Annotated in this window: 9 protein-coding genes and 3 pseudogenes; 4 read left to right on the top strand and 8 right to left on the bottom strand. The window is 48.8% G+C overall.

Translation table 11 applies throughout. The features are described from left to right. The 6 genes from JCM11969_RS10385 to JCM11969_RS10360 all read right to left on the bottom strand — a co-directional run. A partial coding sequence (locus JCM11969_RS10385; RefSeq protein ID WP_162231474.1) for an alpha/beta hydrolase occupies nt 1–465 on the bottom strand: 465 nt, incomplete at its 3' end. 349 nt (nt 466–814) lie between these two features. Further along, nucleotides 815–2,230 (bottom strand): arginine-ornithine antiporter, encoded by a 1,416-nt coding sequence (gene arcD / locus JCM11969_RS10380; protein ID WP_054711058.1) that lies wholly within the window; start codon nt 2,228–2,230, stop codon nt 815–817. 397 nt (nt 2,231–2,627) lie between these two features. Next, nucleotides 2,628–3,128 carry a hypothetical protein gene (locus JCM11969_RS10375; RefSeq protein ID WP_156319334.1) on the bottom strand — a complete coding sequence of 167 codons (501 nt, stop codon included), beginning with the start codon at nt 3,126–3,128 and terminating at the stop codon, nt 2,628–2,630. 2 nt (nt 3,129–3,130) lie between these two features. Next, nucleotides 3,131–3,673 carry an N-acetylmuramoyl-L-alanine amidase gene (locus tag JCM11969_RS10370; protein WP_054711054.1) on the bottom strand — a complete coding sequence of 181 codons (543 nt, stop codon included), beginning with the start codon at nt 3,671–3,673 and terminating at the stop codon, nt 3,131–3,133. Then, a complete protein-coding gene (locus JCM11969_RS10365; protein ID WP_162231473.1) occupies nt 3,663–4,796 on the bottom strand; it encodes a C39 family peptidase in 1,134 nt (377 codons plus the stop codon). Before JCM11969_RS10365 ends, JCM11969_RS10370 begins: the two co-directional genes overlap by 11 nt. Continuing rightward, nucleotides 4,733–5,170: a hypothetical protein gene (locus JCM11969_RS10360; RefSeq protein WP_054711050.1), complete on the bottom strand. Its 438-nt coding sequence runs from the start codon at nt 5,168–5,170 to the stop codon at nt 4,733–4,735. Before JCM11969_RS10360 ends, JCM11969_RS10365 begins: the two co-directional genes overlap by 64 nt. Nucleotides 5,171–6,225: 1,055 nt before the next feature. Here JCM11969_RS10360 and JCM11969_RS10355 point away from each other — a divergent pair. From JCM11969_RS10355 to JCM11969_RS10345, 3 pseudogenes are all read left to right on the top strand, one after another. After that, nucleotides 6,226–7,041: pseudogene (locus tag JCM11969_RS10355) on the top strand (2-keto-4-pentenoate hydratase). A gap of 541 nt (nt 7,042–7,582) precedes the next feature. Beyond that, nucleotides 7,583–8,937 (top strand): annotated as a pseudogene (locus JCM11969_RS10350) (amino acid ABC transporter substrate-binding protein/permease); the annotation flags it as partial. Beyond that, a pseudogene (locus JCM11969_RS10345) lies at nt 8,934–9,671 on the top strand (amino acid ABC transporter ATP-binding protein). The pseudogenes JCM11969_RS10350 and JCM11969_RS10345, both read left to right, overlap by 4 nt. Before the next feature lie 907 nt (nt 9,672–10,578). On the opposite strand, the gene JCM11969_RS10340 reads toward JCM11969_RS10345, so the two are convergent. Continuing rightward, a complete protein-coding gene (locus JCM11969_RS10340; RefSeq protein ID WP_054711048.1) occupies nt 10,579–10,947 on the bottom strand; it encodes an iron-sulfur cluster biosynthesis family protein in 369 nt (122 codons plus the stop codon). A gap of 141 nt (nt 10,948–11,088) precedes the next feature. Here JCM11969_RS10340 and JCM11969_RS10335 point away from each other — a divergent pair, with 141 nt between their 5' ends. Beyond that, complete coding sequence (locus JCM11969_RS10335; RefSeq protein ID WP_369523224.1) at nt 11,089–11,970, top strand: prephenate dehydratase; 882 nt, start codon at nt 11,089–11,091, stop codon at nt 11,968–11,970. Nucleotides 11,971–12,203: 233 nt separating this feature from the next. Here the strand turns inward: JCM11969_RS10335 and JCM11969_RS10330 are convergent, their stop codons facing one another. After that, entirely contained in the window at nt 12,204–13,202 is a 999-nt protein-coding gene (locus JCM11969_RS10330; protein WP_054711046.1) for a ketopantoate reductase family protein, read from the bottom strand. Nucleotides 13,203–13,312: the final 110 nt, after the last annotated feature.

Below are 13,312 nucleotides of genomic sequence, written 5' to 3'. Positions count from 1 at the left end.
CGTCATCCCGATGATGCCGGCGACTTTCTTGTTCCGAGCGGCCACGTGGTAGGTTTCCATCCCACCGGCTGAGAGCCCATAGAGGAAAATTGGCCGGTCATCCTTGGCAAGTTCAGCATCAATGAGGTCGCTGCCGCACTGTACCCAGTCGTCGTATGAAATGATCGTGTGGGGTGCCACATCCGTCACGCCATAGGTTGGCATATCCACCGCAATCGTTTCATAACCGTCTTGTGCCAGTGGCCCGCCAACAATCATGGAAATTTGGCGGCCGTTGGTGCCGACGCCGTGGAACTCGATGATCTTGGCTTTTGCGTCTGGGTTGCGGAAGGTATCCAAGTGCACTTGGTTGCCGTGCCAGTTCCAGTTTTCTTCTACTGGTTTGTAGTTTTCTGTGTAGTGGTATTGTTCTGGTAAGAAAGATTGAACGTCGCGCCATGCTTGTTGGTTTTCGTAAGTTGTCATTGTAATGACCTCCTGTATTTGTGTATGTCTATAATTTAACAGGGAATTGACGATACCGCGTTGACCTATGTTAACGGTTTGGCATCTTTTTGACGAATTAGGTTTAGCAGCTGTATTTTCAGTGCTGAATTGTTGTAAAAAAGCATCCTAAAAAGCCGTCATATCAGTAGTTAGTGATATGACGGCTTTTTAATTATTTTATTTTTGCGCTCTCATGTCCTCGAGACTAAACGTGCTACAGAAGGGCAAGGAGTTGCACACAAGGGGACTTTGACCATCAAAGCCAAGCTCGGACTTCGACCATCAAAGCCCCCTTGTGCTCCACTCCTAAACGTCCTTCTTCCGCACTCTACAAATGGATCTGCCCCATCACCAACATAGTGACTGTAATAACAGCCCCACTGCAGATAAGGATGGTGGCTGACCATTCGTGCTTCGTCAGTAACCGATTTTCGTTTTGTTTCTTCGTATACATGTAAAGAATAATACCGGGAATATAAACGACCAGGCACACAAACAGGTATTGCAATCCCGCAAGCGTGATTGCGACAACTTCAAAGACTAGCGTGAAGATGCCGACCCACAGCTGCAGAATATTGCCCTTTGTTGCGCGATTCTGCCAGGAATACTTGATCTGGTACGCCGCGACGATGATGTAACACACCACAATGGCCGCCGTACACAGACTGTAAGCAAACTCGTAGGCCTTCTCCGCAAAAATTAGCATGATCATGAACGCTTGCACCATGCAGGCGGTGGTCATCAGGGCCAATGTTGGCACCCCGTGCTTGTTTTCCTTGGCAAATCGTTTGGGCAACAATCCCTGTTCAGCCATTAACCGCATCGTTTCAGCCGGCAGCATTGTCCAGGATAACCACGCACCCATGATGGAGATAAACAGGCCGATACTAATAAACGCACCGCCCCACGGCCCCACCATGTGCTGGAACATGTAAACCATGGCCGGCTGTTTCAGCTGAATCAACTCAGCGCGGGTCATGTAGCCATACGGTAGAATGGACGCCAGCACGTAGATCAAAATCAGGCATGCCACCCCAATGACAGTAGCGTGCCCTGCCGTTTTACGATATTTTGCCCGCGACGACAGCACCGTGGCACCTTCGATTCCGACGAAGACCCGCATCATGATCATCATACACTGCTTGATCTGGCCGCCAACGCTCGCAATGGTAACGGGTGCGGTCATGTTGCCCCAAAATTGGGCAGTGAACACGTGGCCCTTAAACAGAATGGCGGCGACGACAATAAACGTGAAAATTGGAATCAGTTTACAAATGGTAATGACGGCGTTCATCAGCGCCGCGCTTTCGATTCCGTGGTTGACCAACAACGTGAGGCTCCAAGCAAGAATACTGGCGACCAGAATTGAAATCGGACTGTTATCCTTTGAAAACACCGGGAAAAAGTAGCCCAGCGCGCTCATACAGACAGTCGCAAACGCCACGTTTCCAAGCCAGGATGACATCCAATAGCCCGAGCCGCTGATGAAGCCGACAAACGGGCCGAAGCCTTCCTTACCATACGCAAAGATACCTTCCAAGTCAGACCGTTTCGTCAACAGGTTATTAAAACAACTGGCCAACATCATCACCACAAAGCCGACGATCAGCCATGAGATCAAGGCAGCTCCCGGAGAAGCGGCGGCCAGGTCAGAGCTTAACGCAAAGATTCCCGAGCCGATGGCGGTCGTGACCACCAGTGCAGTCAGGGCGGCACCGTTGATTTTTTTTGGTTGAGTTGCCATTGTTTTCCCTCATTCCTTTTAGTTGGGTGTGTTCAGCCACTAATGAATCCGTTTTCATCTATACTATAATAGTAGTGTACCGAATAAACATTAATAATCTGTGGCAATTTTGTGAAAAATTTCCGAAACTTTTAAGGTGATGAAAGCAAGTGGTTATAAATTGCATAGCGACTTCTTCAAGCTAGATAGCCCGCATAAAACACCCATTTTCATGAAATTTAAACGGTGTCTAATTTAACCTGCTAAAGATACCTGTCTACACTGCGCACTCCTGTACTCAAGCCGAAACGTGCTACACGGGGCAAGGAGTTGCACCTAGGAGACTTCGACCACCAAAGCCAAACCCGGGTTTGGTGGTCGAAGTCTCCTAGGCTCCACTCCTTAACCGCCCCTGGTTTCACACTCTACAAAAAATAAGTCCCGGCTTTGTCAGCCAAGACTTATTTATTTTACTCTTTTTTGACCAAATGCATAGTATCAATTGGGACAAAAGCAATTCGGTGATTGTAATAGACTGGTAGTACCGTTGCCCAGTGAACGATGCCTGAAATTGGCCATTAGTGTCACGACTTTCAAGCTGTGACACAAGCGGGCCAGCAACGTACTGCTCCTCAGCAGCCAACGTTGCAATCGGCTTGGCAGCTGCACTGGTCATGCCAAAAATGGGTGTGTGCGGGCTGTTCGGGGCAATGACCTCACCCTGACACCCCTGCAGAATCGTGTGCTCCGGATCATGACACCAGCCTTTCACACCGTTATACCAAATCGCGACCCACTCACCCGACCGCTCAGCACAGACGTACCGTTGCCCATAAGACAACTGATGCGTCCACGCAGGTAACGACTCACTAGTTAGCAATTCGGCACCAGTATCGGGCGATTGGTATAGGTCAGCCACGTTCACACACACGACCACGGGTTCGCCGATTTGCGGCGTTCCAAGTGAGATAACCGGGGCCCATAATCCTTCATTAATCCCTGCCAGTCAAAATAACGGCCAGGGTCTTGGTGCATCGCCAACTGACCATCAGGTGTTGCCGCACACAGATTATCGTGACCTAACAGGTGGTCGCGGTCCAGCGGCACATGAAACGTTTGGCTGAGCTGGGCAACCACGGTGGCCAGACTGCGCAACATCGTTTCGGTAAACGACTCTGGCTCACCAACGTAGGCTTCCTGCTCAATGCCCACTGAGCGGCAATTCAGCTCCCAATTACCCGCGTGCCAGGCGACATTTTCTGGTGCCACCATCCGCGTCACCAAGCCATCCGCTCCGCGAATCACGTCGTGGGCGCTCACCTCGTGGTCTTCCTGAAACCGTCGCACCGTGTCCAGGTACGACAGCTCCGTTGAATGGATCACGATATGGGTCACCGGCACATCGTCGGGCCGGTTTGCTTGCGTATAGTTCGATACTGCAGCCGAAACCTCGTTAGTCTGCATGGATCTCATCCAAATTAATCGTTGCCGTCAGCGTTGGTGCTGCCAATCGTGCAACGTAGACCGTCAGTTCAGTGGCTGCGGGATGTTTGAGCTTCAGCGCCTTCACATCCAAAATGATCCGGCCCTGGTCGTCAACATCCGCATAGTAGATATGCTGGTTGGCAAGACTGGCCTTGTTGCCGTCATCGTTGAAGCAGTAGGCAACGGTCATCGTCTCTTCGTCAAAATGAGACGTTTTTTCGTACTGGGTCGGTGTTAGCGGCCGCAGATTATCGTTTTCGCAAACGGTATAGTGCTGCAGGTCATCGTCTGGTAACAGCGTCACCGTGATCCGTGACGGCTGCATCAAGCGCTCATATCCCGGATAGTTTTCTTCAATGATGTACGCCACGCGTGACGCCCAAGCTTTGGAGAATTGGTCTAGGCGGTAGAACCGTTTAGCTGTCGCGTCGTCATCCGCATACGAATCATTGACAGCAACGTAGTCCACACCGTCAATTTTCGTAAACCCAGTGACCAGCAACAAATGACCGTAAGTGCTGCCCGGCGTCCCTTTGACGTATGGCAGATCCGTTTGGTTCGGATCATTCGTGTACTGCACGCTGACACCGACTGGATAGCCATCAGCAATCAGGTGTCGCAGACCATTCATCGTGGTAAACGCGGTATAGGCGTGGTACCCGAGACTCCCAGCTAACGCCGTGCTAAACGACCAGTTGCCAAACCCATCGTAGGTCTCATCATAGTTCCGTAAGGCGGCTTCTTCGGGTAAAATATCTGCATTTTGCCGGTTAACAGCCATCGAAACTGTTGTTGGACTGCAGATCCCCGGCGCCAATTTAGGGTCACGGATCTCTTGCGAGTACGCAGGTGCCGAGATGACCTTATCCAGTTCGATTGGGTGGTCATCCGCCGTTAAATCGCGGTTCAACGGCTTCACACTGGCTGCCAGCAATTTCAACACCGGCGTCTGGGTGGCATCGTCAGAATGCAGTTTAACGCGCAGCCGAACTTCGGTTGCCGTCCCCGACGTTGTGAGTGTATCCGTGTCAAGACTTGCTAACGGGTCGATCGTGTCTTCCACAGCGCTCGCACTCGGTTGGCTGGCTGACCAATGCCCCAAGAATGCCACTTCGACCATTCGCCATCCACTAAGACCTGCGCAGAGACGTCCACACTGGTACCCCGTGGGGTCAGCGCGTTCCAGGAAACGACAAGCGTTTTAAAACTGGTCAGTTTAAACGCCGGGGTTAACAGGATGCCTTCTGCCACATAGGCATCATCGTGCTGTTCGAGCACGAGGGCACTGTTATCGGCAGCCGCATAGGACAGCTGTTTGCCAAACCGTTGCAGATCAACGGCTGAAAAATCGTCAAAAATTCGGGTGTTGCTCAAGCGTTCTGGTGCCAGAACGTCGGTATTCTTCTTATAGTAAAAGGCAACTGCACCGGCCGCTAAACCAAGCGCTGTGCCCAAGATAAATTGTGATAGTTTCATCAGGGGATTCCCTCTCTTCCGTTGGATCCGTTCAAAGATTCCGCGGCCCACTCGTTTAGATACAATCATGGGCGTGATAATAGACATTTTTCGTGATTTGTTGGTAAAAGTATACCATGGATGCGCATGAGGCGCACGACCCTGATAAGCGACAACGGTCGTCGCATCGCTGTTGGAAGCGGATAATAAGCCTGTAATCCAACAACGATGGCCTAGGTAGATGACTGTTTTGTAACAGGTCGCTTACTAAGAGTTAACAGAATACACCATCACTAGGTGAATGACCAGTAACTATCTCGATTTAAGAAAAAATTTGACTGAAGCCAAACGCCCACCGCACTAGCACTTGAGATTAATCATTTCTCATATTTTCTAATCTTTTTGCCATTTAGCTGTTGACACCTTCCAAAACAGGGTGTAAATTAATGCCAATCATTAAATTTGAATGAAAGGCGTTGACGAGAAACATCAATTCCGTTTCGTAGTTAGAGAGCTGCTGGGTGGTGAAAAGCAGTCTACGAACGCAACCGATGATCATCTCCGAGCTGCGTGCCGAACCCGTTGAATCGGAAGTAGAACACGTTGGGTGCACCCATTATCGTGCCAAGCGTATCGCAGCAATGCCGTACGTGAGAGGTAATTTCAGTCCTGAAATTATAAATTAAGGTGGTACCACGTGAAAGCGTCCTTACTTGCAACTCGTTTGCATTTAAGGGCGCTTTTTCGTCATTCAAATTCAATTTACATAACTTAAGGTGGTGAGGAAAAATGGAAGATGGCATTATGGTCTCAGACGACAAAAGCGACATTCAGATTATGAGCAACACACACATAGTACCAGCGTTAACACATAGTATCCGTCACAACACATATCGTTTTCAACAATCACATAGCGCACCAACACATATCGTTAATGAAGTGTCATTTCTCATAAAACTCGCCACAACATATCAATCCTGAATCGTTTTCGGGACACCGGCGAGTCACACATAGCAGCACATAGAACATTGTTAGCACACTAAATTTTAGACACATACCATACGGAGGTCTCGCCCATGAGTGAACAAGTATTAAACAAACAACAATTATCAGAAACTGAAGCAACCGTCGCCAACCAATTATTCGATGCCTACACGACCCACAAGTCATTAACCATGGCTGACTTCGACGGTCAACTCACCGATGAGGATAGCGCCTACCGCGTTCAACGACAACTGACTGCATTAAAAAACGAGACGGTCGGCGGCTACAAAGTATCCTTAACCAGCAAACAAACGCAAGACATGTTTGACTCCGACAGCCCACTATACGGCGCTCAGGTTGCCAGCCACTTCGTACAATCGCCCGTCACTGTTGATGCCGACCAAGTCATGGATCCCTTAGCCGAAGTAGAAATGCTCTTCACGGCAAAAGAAGACTTATCAGCCAACGATTCATTAGAAGACCTCATGCGTAAAACAAAGGTTGCCCCAGCCGTTGAAGTCCCCGATTCACGTTTTGCCGACTGGTTCCCAAGCCTCTCTAAGTACCTCGTGATGGCGGACGCCGCTGTTGGTGGCTACGTCGCTTATGGCACTTAGGTAGATACTAATGCGTTATTTGAATCAGTTGATGATCTCGCAAACGTCCATTGTGAACTCTTCCATGATGGGAAGAAATTGAAGGACGGCGCTTCCTCAGAAGTTCTCGGTAACCCGTTGAAGTCCTTGAAGTGGTTAGTGGAGAAATTGGAGTCACAGGGAATGCCGCTCAAAGCTGGTCAACGTGTTTCCAGTGGGACGTTCCTGTTGCCAGAATCATTGACTAAGGGCGAATGGAAAGCCACCTTTGATAAGGGGCTTAGCAACGTGATGTTGCATGTTAACCGTTAGTTTATTGAGTTGAGCTTTGTTTCGTCATTAATGAAAACCCTCCTTTAAAGAAATTTGAGTAGTTCACACATACTATGGAAAACAGCTCTGAGCGATTAGTCGCGGGGCTGTTTTTTGATTGGCGGGTTAGAATCTTCTTTTGTTCATGTTGCATATCAGAAGATAATTTCTTAGCCGCTTTTTACTCCAAGGCTTTGGTTTACTAGCTTATAGGGTTTTGAAGGCAGCTGTCTTCTACTCCTACATAGCCTAAACGCGCTCCCGAAGCAAGGAGCTGCACCTAAGGGGACTTCGACACAAAGGCCAAGCCCGGGCCTTTATGTCAAAGTCCCCTTAGGCTCCGCTCCTTAACCGCCCTTCCTCCGCGCTCTATACTTTATTAAAACTTTCTGTTAAACTAAGAAAAGTCACAATGTTACGTTACATAACATGATTAAGGAGGCAAACTATTCATGAAACGCACATTTTGGGGTGTTGTTGCTGCCCTTTCTGTTTTTTTCGCGTGTCTTTTGACATTTAATCTTTCGCCAACGCCTGCCAAGCCGAGACGACCTACACCATTGGGACCGACGTCACCTTTCCCCCGTTTGAATTTGCGAACAAGCAAAACAAATACGTCGGGATCGACATGGACCTGATGCGTGCCATTGCCAAGGATCAAGGTTCAAAGTTCAGATCAAACCGGTGGGCTTCAACGCCGCCGTTCAGGCTGTGCAGTCTGGCCAGCTGGACGGGGTCATTGCCGGGATGAGTATCACTAAGGAACGGGAAGCTACGTTTGACTTCTCCAAACCCTACTTTACTTCTGGCGTTGTCATGGCCGTTGCTAAGAACAGTAAGGTTACCAAGCTCAGTCAGTTACGCGGCAAGAAGGTTGCTGTTAAGACCGGGACTTCCGGCGCCGACTACGCTAACAGCATCAAAAATAAGTACGGCTTTAAAGTCGTCACGTTTGACGACTCTAATAATATGTATGAAGATGTGACCACTGGTAACTCAATTGCCTGTTTCGAAGACTCGCCCGTCATGCGTTACGGGATCAAGCAAGGCACTCAACTTAAAATCGTCACGAAACCTGCTGAAAACGGTTCTTATGGGTTTGCCGTCGAAAAGGGGCACAACCAAAAATTGTTGAAGTCCTTCAATAAAGGTCTCGCCGATCTAAAAGCCAATGGTCAATATAAGAAGATCACTGAGAAATACTTAGGCAAGGACGCCTCCAAGGATAGCGACAGCACCTCCGACCGCAGTTTCATCGGGTTGATCAAACAAAATAAATCAGCTCTCTGGACAGGGTTCAAGGAAACGCTGTGGTTAACCGTTGTTTCTATTATATTTGCCACGATTTTCGGGGTCCTCGTCGGCCTCATGGGTGTTTTCCCAAATAAGTTCCTAAACGGCCTATCAACCACCTTAATTTACATTTTCCGTGGGTTGCCGCTGTTGGTTCTGGCGCTGTTCATCTATACCGGTATTCCAAGTTTGACTGGCCAGAAGATTCCAGCATTCGTTGCTGGGATCATCACGCTGATGTTTAACGAAGGGGCCTACATTGCAGCCTTCGTTAAGGGTGGCATTAACGCCGTCGACTCCGGTCAAATGGAAGCAGTCCGTAGCCTCGGATTGCCGTTTGGTCGCGCCATGCGCAAAGTCATTTTGCCACAAGGCATTCGAATCATGATTCCATCGTTTATCAACCAATTCATCATTACACTGAAGGATACCTCGATTCTCTCCATCATTGGCATTCTTGAACTGACGCAGACCGGGAAGATCATCATCGCTCGAAATCTTGAAGGCTTCAAAGTTTGGACGATCATCGCCATCATTTACCTGGTCATCATTACCCTCCTGACATGGCTGTCTAATTGGGTTCAGAAAAGGAGTAAGCTATGAGCACACGATTAAAAGTAACGGATCTCGTTAAAACATACGGTGATAATGAAGTGCTGAAGGGCATCAACCTGTAAGTGGAAAACAACGAAGTGGTCGTCATTATCGGCCCTTCTGGTTCCGGGAAAAGTACCCTGTTACGGACGTTAAACAAGTTGGAAGCCCCAACGTCTGGCTCAATCGTCATCGACGGCTACGACATTGCGGACTCAAAAACGGATATCAATAAGGTGCGTGAAAACATCGGCATGGTGTTCCAACACTTTAACCTGTTTAATAATTTAACGGTTGGCGAAAACATCATGTTGGCGCCAACGGAACTGAAGAAATCGGATAAGGCCGGTGCCGAAAAACAAGCCAAGCACCTGTTGGCAACGGTTGGTCTGGAGGAGAAATTCGACGCTCGCGTGCAATCCCTCTCCGGTGGCCAGCAACAACGAGTGGCCATTGCCCGGGCACTCGCGATGAACCCAGACATCATGCTGTTTGACGAACCAACCTCAGCCCTGGACCCCGAAATGGTCGGTGATGTGTTGGCCGTTATGAAGACGCTGGCAAAGCAGGGCATGACCATGATCGTCGTGACCCACGAAATGGGCTTTGCAAAGGAAGTGGCCGACCGGGTCGTCTTTGTGGATGACGGGAATATTCAGGAACAAGGGACGCCAGAAGAGGTGTTTGACCACCCGAAGAATCCGCGGTTGCAGGATTTCTTGAATAAGGTGTTGAATGTATAAGAGAGTGGAACAAACCGGTTAAAGACTGGAGCAGAAGCGGACGATGTTATAAAATCCCGGGTTTGGATTTTGTAACATCGTCCGCTTCTGTGCAAGTCTTTGGTTTGTGCAACTCGTTTCGGCACGGTAGCCTAGAGAGTGCAAGAGTGCGGAAGGAGGCGGTTAAGGAGTGGAGCCTAAGTGACTTTCGGTTTAAAATCCCGGGTTTGGATTTTGAACCGGAAGTCACTTAGGTGCAACTCCTTGCCTCCTGGAACACGTTTCGGCAATGTGTGATTACCCCACGTTGCAAGAAATATTCAGTAAACTAATCTCCCAAAAATCACCCTCTACATTCTCGTAGTTGGGTGATTTTTATTGTCTTAAATGGGAATCGCAATTTACTATACTTTTTAAGTCCAGCTAATAGAGACTCTTTTTCAACCCTACAATCCCTACAATTGTCACTATGGATGGTAATACTTCATAAGTGATGTCCTGATACCTGTCAATCAATTGTTAACCTTAACTGGCACACCATGAGAAGCATTGCTGTCAATGTCCGCATTAGCAGTCAAGGGCGGATTCTTTGCAAACCTGATTTAACGCCATTTTGATGCTTATTTATCGGTAACAAGTGAGCTCAACGTCAGTGTAATGGCCCAATTCGGCAGGTTGTCATGGTGTCGACATCAGTTGGCGACCGTACTTTGGTCGGTTACTGATGTGCGAGGCGACTGAGATCCACTCGAGAGCTGCGCAGCAGAAATCGAGTTAGCTCAGTCGCGAGCCACTACGACGGCCTGCCGAATTGCGGAATGCAGCGGACTAACCCACAAAGTATTGAACTTACGACCCTTGTTTCCAACCATAAAGAAACATAAAAAAACGACCAAGACTGGCAACCGCCAATCAGGGTCGTTTTAAATTACTTCGTTTCAATCAAGGCTTCGGGATGGTCAATAATCGCAACGTTGGTGTCTAAAACGCCAACCGCTGACGATAACTGAATCAAGCCAAAGTGGCTCAACGCAAGCTTTGGGGCTTCATTTAAATAGCTATCTGCATAGCCCTTGATGTGGACTTGGCCAACCGGACTGTCGAGGGTCTCATCATAGACTGGATCCACAGCGTCCTTGTTGACGATGAGAAAACGGAAACTGACTTCCAGTGAGCAGACACCCACCTTGGAGTATGGTCCAACCCCATCGTCAAAATCAAGAATTAACCGGTCATCCGATGTCAGCCGGTTCTTCAATCGGGTTTGGACACCCTGTGTCATTTCTAAGTTTGTCATCAGCGATTCCCCCTTTGATTCATACATTTTGCCACGTTTATGCCCAAGTGTAAATTAAGTTGCTCTGGCTTCTGAGCTGTGGTGTAATAGGGATAGTGAACCTTAATTGAAACGACGAGGTTGTTATCGGTTACATGACAAATTCACTTATTTTGCACACCCTACTATAGAAAGAAGTATCCTCATGAAATTATCTGTCCTGGGTCCGCTGGCACCTTCACGGACGCAGCCTCACAAGTTTTTAGTGCGCGCCATCCCGAACTTAACATTGCGCCTGACTACCACCCGACCTTTGACCTGGTCTACAATTCGGTCGCGCCGGATGGACTAGGTCTGTTACCACTAGAAAACCAGTTAGATGGCTTCGTGTTGGCAACCCTGCAACGCCTACAATCCGCTGATGTCACTGAACTCGGCGAAGTCACCGTCCCCGTCAACTTCGGTCTCGCAGCCAGGGTCGACGACATGGCGAAAATCAAACGCATTTTCGTCCAATTTAAAACGGAGGGGCAATGTCAGAACTTGTTGGCTAACCTGCCCCAGGCGGAAATTATCACGACTTCCTCCAACATGACCTCGCTGGAAAAACTCCAAGCTGGTGATACTGGTGACGCAGCCATTGTGCCGCAATCCCAAATGGCAGCCCTGGATTTTCCACTTTTGCAGGATAACGTGGCCGACCAGGATGATAACGCCACCCGCTTTATCATTTTTAAGAAGGAACCGGCTTCCCTCACCGCACCTGATGGCACTGAAGCGCCGACGACAGCCTTCAAATTTCCGATGTTCGTGACACCGCCAACCGAACAACCAGGCGTCCTGCGGGAAATTTTGACCCACTTGGCGGATGCTGGCCTGAACTTGGTCACCATCATGTCATTGCCAACGCGGCAAAAGATTGGTATTTATTCGTTCTACATCGAAGTCTCCGGGACGTTTGCCCAAAAGGCCCTTTTATTTGAGACAATTGGTCAAATGGCAGCAGCGTACACAGTGCATCCGTTAGGGTTTTACGCGTTATAATCAAAATCAAATAGGACGGCCACGTGATTGCGAGGCCGTCCTATTGTGGTTCTAAAGGAGGTATTCAATTAACTGGTAACGCGTTTATCGGATGGGACACGCGCTAAAGGCTGGCTAACACCCGAAACCGGGAGGCAATCACCGAAACTAACTGAATGGCAGACAGTTAGCGGCAGCATCGTGACACCCTAGCTTCGGCATCCCATAGCGGTCATTCACCCGGACCTAACAGCTTATGCTTTCAAAGCAGCAGCGGTCTTCTCGGCAGCGTCGTCTCGCGCCTTCTTTTCGTTGGCCCGGTGGTATTCAGACAAGTGAACCAGGTTGGTTAAGAAAATGTGGGTGTGCGCTTCGTAATGATGCTCGCGACCGAGTTCAGCAATGTACCCGTTGATGTAATCAACTTCCGTTGGGCGGTCATGGATCATATCCTGATACATCGATGGGTAATGTAATGGCATGTCGATCCGGGTATTGTGGTCCAATGCGGCCATTTCCTCATCACGGGTCGATACCAGCGTAATGCCGGCACGCTCGCAAATATCGTAGGCTTCGTCGATCAGTTGACGGCCGAGGTCATACGCTTTGTCGAAGTTCCCAAACTCACCCATTTGGATTTCAAATAAGGTACAAAGCGTGTTGATAACAGAGTTGAAAATAACTTTGGTCATCAGTGTCCCCTTGAAGTTGGTCGTCAACGTTGGGTGCATTTGCGCTTTATCCAGTTCATCAAATAACCGGTGTGTCATTTCATCAGGCTTTTCAGTCAGGTTCGCCATGTTCATCTTACCTGCACCGCGCTTGCCCATGAAATCAACGTCGCCAGGGCCGTTCAAAACGGTGGCAATCAATGCGGTTCCGGCAATGATCTTGTCGTCAGCAAAGTACTGCTGCAACTTTTCAATGTGCCCCATCCCATTCATGCAGGTAAACGCGTACTGGTTTGGTTTGAAGAAGTGCGCACACCGCTTCAAGAAATCGGCCAACTGCATCTGCTTCGTAAAGAAGATGTACATATCAGGATCATCATCGTAGGTCTCAGGCGTCTCTAATTTAATTTCGGTCAAATGGCGATCTTCATGGTCGCGGGAAACGTAAACGCCGCCCTGTTCGCGAATCTTGTCAATATGTGGTTGCCAGGTATCGATAAAGGTAACGTCATTGCCAGCCTCCTGTAACAAAATTCCGTAACGTAAACCCATTGCACCGGCACCGATCATTGCAAATTTCATAAAAGATCACACTCCATTTTTTATTTTTTTGATGAGAAAAAGCGCCCTTAATCAGCATTTCTGCTAACTAAGGGCGCTTCTGCGCTGTACCACCTTTGTTCGCGACATCT

The organism is Secundilactobacillus paracollinoides DSM 15502 = JCM 11969 (genome assembly GCF_001311135.1).
Lineage (GTDB): Bacteria > Bacillota > Bacilli > Lactobacillales > Lactobacillaceae > Secundilactobacillus > Secundilactobacillus paracollinoides.
This window is presented reverse-complemented; position numbering and strand designations above follow the sequence as displayed.